2 protein-coding genes and 3 pseudogenes are annotated in these 4,402 nt (G+C 53.5%); 4 read left to right on the top strand and 1 reads right to left on the bottom strand.

What is annotated here, in order from left to right:
- Positions 1-423: 423 nt before the first annotated feature.
- The 4 genes and pseudogenes from BBW68_RS07170 to BBW68_RS07155 all read left to right on the top strand — a co-directional run.
- A complete protein-coding gene (locus BBW68_RS07170) occupies positions 424-2,364 on the top strand; it encodes a PTS mannitol transporter subunit IICBA (RefSeq protein ID WP_070134607.1) in 1,941 nt (646 codons plus the stop codon).
- A gap of 88 nt (positions 2,365-2,452) precedes the next feature.
- A complete protein-coding gene (locus tag BBW68_RS07165) occupies positions 2,453-3,601 on the top strand; it encodes a mannitol-1-phosphate 5-dehydrogenase (RefSeq protein ID WP_070134606.1) in 1,149 nt (382 codons plus the stop codon).
- Between the two features lie 74 nt (positions 3,602-3,675).
- A pseudogene (locus BBW68_RS07160) lies at positions 3,676-3,873 on the top strand (MltR family transcriptional regulator); the annotation flags it as partial.
- Positions 3,874-3,896: 23 nt separating this feature from the next.
- Positions 3,897-4,097: pseudogene (locus tag BBW68_RS07155) on the top strand (YibL family ribosome-associated protein); the annotation flags it as partial.
- A gap of 148 nt (positions 4,098-4,245) precedes the next feature.
- Here BBW68_RS07155 and BBW68_RS20600 read toward each other — a convergent pair.
- Positions 4,246-4,402, bottom strand: a pseudogene (locus tag BBW68_RS20600) (IS91 family transposase); the annotation flags it as partial.

Raw genomic sequence — 4,402 nt, 5'->3', positions numbered from 1 at the left:
AAGATGAGCGAGTAACTATACTTTTATTACATAAAAGTTGTCCGACAGATTCATCGGCCAGTGAAGTGTGATCTGGCTCGTTTTGTTTCAAAATATTTTGTGATTTGAATCATAAAAAGGCTACAGGCTCACAACGTTAATTTGTGAGATATATCGCATCAATACGCTACAATTGATTAAATTCCAGCCTAAGTCCTTTTACTACAGTGAATAAATGTGACTTTCGTCACTAACGTACCCCATCTACACCACCATTCATAGTGATCTGTGTCAGACTTTAGTCTGCCGCTACGCAGCGTCATATTCGCGTGATAAAGTCCGCCTGCATACAGTGATACTGACGGTTTAACCCGCTGTCACGTCTAAAACAAAAATCAACGCGCTCTCTTATTGTCAGCGCGTACCAATAGGGGGTGTTTGTTTATGTCCTCATCAGATATCAAGATCAAGGTCCAGAATTTTGGTCGCTTTCTGAGCAACATGGTAATGCCAAATATCGGGGCGTTTATCGCTTGGGGTATGATCACCGCGCTGTTTATTCAAACTGGATGGCTGCCAAATGAAACCATGGCTAAACTGGTTGGTCCGATGATTACCTACCTGCTGCCGCTGCTGATCGGTTATACCGGTGGCCGCCTAGTCGGCGGCGATCGCGGTGGTGTGGTTGGCGCGATTACCACCATGGGTGTGATTGTCGGTGCCGACATGCCAATGTTTCTTGGCTCGATGATTGCGGGTCCACTGGGCGGCTGGGCAATTAAAACCTTCGACCGTCAGATTGATGGCCAGATCAAATCTGGCTTCGAAATGCTGGTTAACAACTTTTCTGCCGGTAGCATCGGCATGCTGTTGGCCATCCTCGCCTTCTTGGCGATTGGTCCACTGGTTGAAGGTCTGTCGCATATTCTCGCCGCGGGCGTGAATCTGATGGTGCAGAACAACCTGCTACCGCTGACCTCTATCTTCGTTGAACCGGCAAAAATTCTGTTCCTGAATAACGCCATCAACCACGGTATCTTCTCGCCGCTGGGTATCCAGCAGGCCAGCGAAGCCGGTCAGTCGATCTTTTTCCTGATCGAAGCGAACCCAGGCCCGGGTATGGGCGTGCTGATGGCATATATGTTTTTCGGCCATAGCAATGCCAAACAGTCCGCCGGTGGCGCGGCAACCATCCACTTCTTTGGTGGTATCCACGAAATCTACTTCCCGTACGTGCTGATGAACCCGCGCTTGATTCTGGCGGTTATCCTCGGTGGTATGACCGGCGTGTTCACACTGACTCTGCTGAACGGCGGCTTGGTGTCCCCAGCTTCTCCAGGCTCTATCCTGGCAGTGCTGGCAATGACACTAAAAGGTGCCTACTTCGCGAATATCGCCGCGATTGTCGCTGCTTTTGCTGTCTCCTTCGTGGTCTCTGCTAACCTGCTGAAAACCAGCAAAGTGAAAGAAAACGACGATATTGAAGCCTCGGCTCGCCGTGTGCAAGAGATGAAAGCCCAGTCTAAAGGTCAGAGCGCGACCGGTGTTGCCGCTGCTGATGGCCCTCACGCTGACCTGAGCCACGTGCGCAAAATTATCGTAGCCTGTGATGCCGGTATGGGCTCCAGTGCGATGGGCGCAGGCGTGCTGCGTAAAAAAGTAAACGATGCTGGTCTGACCGCGGTTTCCGTCACCAACATGGCGATTAACAGCCTGCCGGGCGACGTTGACTTGGTGATCACCCACCGCGATCTGACCGAACGTGCGATCCGCCAGGCCCCTCATGCCCAGCACATCTCGCTGACTAACTTCCTCGACAGCGACCTGTATAGCGACCTGACGGCACGCTTGGTGGAAGCCAGACGCAGCGCCAACTATCGCGAGAAAGTAAGCGCGACGCTGAACGACAGCTTCGATGATGGCCAAGACCACCTGTTCAAACTGAGCGCCAGCAACATATTCCTCGGTAACGTGGCGACGGATAAAGAGCAGGCGATCCGCTTTGCTGGTGAGCAGCTGGTGAAAGGCGGCTATGTTGAGCCGGAATATGTTGAGGCGATGCTGGCGCGTGAAAAACTGACGCCAACCTACCTCGGCGAATCCATTGCCGTGCCGCACGGTACCGTGGAAGCGAAAGACCGCGTGCTGAAAACCGGCGTGGTGTTCTGTCAGTATTCGCAGGGCGTTCACTTCGGTGAAGAGCCGGAGGATATTGCCCGCCTAGTGATCGGCATTGCAGCGCGCAATAACGAACATATCCAGGTGATTACCAGCCTGACTAACGCGCTCGATGATGACAGCGTGATTGCCCGCCTAGCTAGCACCACCGACGTGCAGGAAGTTCTCGACTTGCTGTCAGGTAAAACAAGCGCCCGAGCCGGTTGAAGTAAATACCTCCCTAGGGGTTGGGCCCGCCCGGCCCTTTTTGGGTTTGGGCATGCCTGACCTTTCCATCATTGATACGGGAATAATTATGAAAGCATTACATTTTGGCGCCGGAAATATCGGCCGTGGCTTTATCGGTAAACTGCTGGCGGATGCCGGTATTCAGCTTACCTTCGCGGATGTGAACCAGGTGGTACTGGATGCTCTCAACGCGCGCGGAGAATATCCAGTACAGGTGGTCGGTGGGCATGCGCAGGTTGAGATCGTTAAAGGAGTAAACGCGGTTAACAGCACCAGCGATGACATTATCGCGCTGGTCGCAGACGTTGATATCGTTACCACGGCAGTTGGCCCACAGATCCTTGAGCGCATTGCCGGTGGCATTGCCAAAGGGCTAGCCAAACGTAGTGATAGCGCTAATTCCCATCCGCTGAATATCATCGCCTGTGAAAATATGGTGCGCGGCACCACGCAGCTGAAAGGCCACGTGCTGAAGGCGCTGCCAGAGCAGTATCACGCCTGGGTTGAAGAACATGTTGGCTTTATTGACTCTGCCGTTGACCGCATCGTGCCGCCGTCTGAAGCGGGCAACAGCGATCCGCTGGAAGTCACCGTGGAAACCTTCAGCGAGTGGATTGTCGATAAGACCCAGTTTAAAGGCGCGCTACCTGATATTCCCGGCATGGAGCTGACCGACAATCTGATGGCGTTCGTCGAGCGTAAGCTGTTTACGCTGAACACCGGTCATGCCATCACCGCTTACTTGGGTCAGCTGGCCGGGCACAAGACCATTCGCGAAGCGATTCTCGATGAGAAAGTGCGGGCGGTGGTACAGGGCGCGATGGAAGAGAGCGGTGCCGCGCTGATTAAGCGTTACGGCTTTGACGCGGCAAAACACGCGGCGTACATCCAGAAAATCCTCGACCGTTTCGAGAATCCGTACCTGAAAGATGATGTGGACCGCGTTGGCCGCCAGCCGCTGCGTAAACTGAGCGCGGGCGATCGTCTGATTAAGCCAACGCTCAGCACGCTGGAATATCACCTGCCGCACGATAATCTGGTGACCGGTATCGCCGCTGCCCTGCACTACCGCAGCGATCAGTATCCGCAGGAGCAGGAACTGGCTGGGCTGCTGGCGAAGCAGGATGTTGCCAGCGTGCTGGCGCAGATCTCCGGCCTGCCCGCCGACGGCGATGTCGTCAAGGCGGTAGTGAAGGCTTGGAACGCTATGGCATAATGGTGCAAGCGCCCCTCACGGACGAACAACTAGGGCACAGTACTGCTGTGCTCGCGCAGGCGTCCTTACGCCATATGAAAAATATGCAGACATTCATGGAACAACCACAGGCTTTTGAAAATCAGGTGCTCGAACGCCTGAATGCCGGACGATCGGTAAGAAGTTTTCTGATCGCCGCCGTAGAACTGCTAGTTGAGGCCGTGAACATTCTGCTTGTACAGGTGTTCCGTAAGGATGACTACGCCGTGAAGTATGTCGTAGAGCCGCTGATGCTGTCACCAACAGGTCAATCGCGATGAAAGAACAAGTTAAGGTAGAAATCAAAGAGCTTAGCGACAAGTTGGACGGCCTTAATCACAAAGAACCTAGGCTGCTGGCCTCTGGCGAGAGCGAAAAGCTCGGCGAATTGCTGAAAGAGAAAGACAAGATGGAAGCGGAAATCGAACGTCTGCGCGGCGTGCGTGCGAAAAACTTGAGTAAAGAAGCTCAGCAGCTGCTATTCATGGTTAGGAGATTGAATCGCCTCTTCTGAGAGCGCCTAACCATGAATGTCAGAACGAACTATCCCTTTGATGCTACGGCCCTGCGTAGGTTTAAGTATGAGAATGCAGTTTTTGTCGTGTTTTTAATCTGAAATCAATTTTTCAGGCGTACTGATCCGGCTCAGGTATCCGCAGCCATCGCTTTTTCTCCATTTCACGCAGCCTTTCCGACAGTAATTCCATCGCCTGCGTTCCTGCCTGGGCGCCGGCAAAACGCCGTCGGCCCTTGCACAGGATGCACTGGTACGAGTCGGTACCC

The organism is Candidatus Erwinia dacicola, from assembly GCF_001756855.1.
Lineage (GTDB): Bacteria > Pseudomonadota > Gammaproteobacteria > Enterobacterales > Enterobacteriaceae > Erwinia > Erwinia dacicola.
This window is presented reverse-complemented; position numbering and strand designations above follow the sequence as displayed.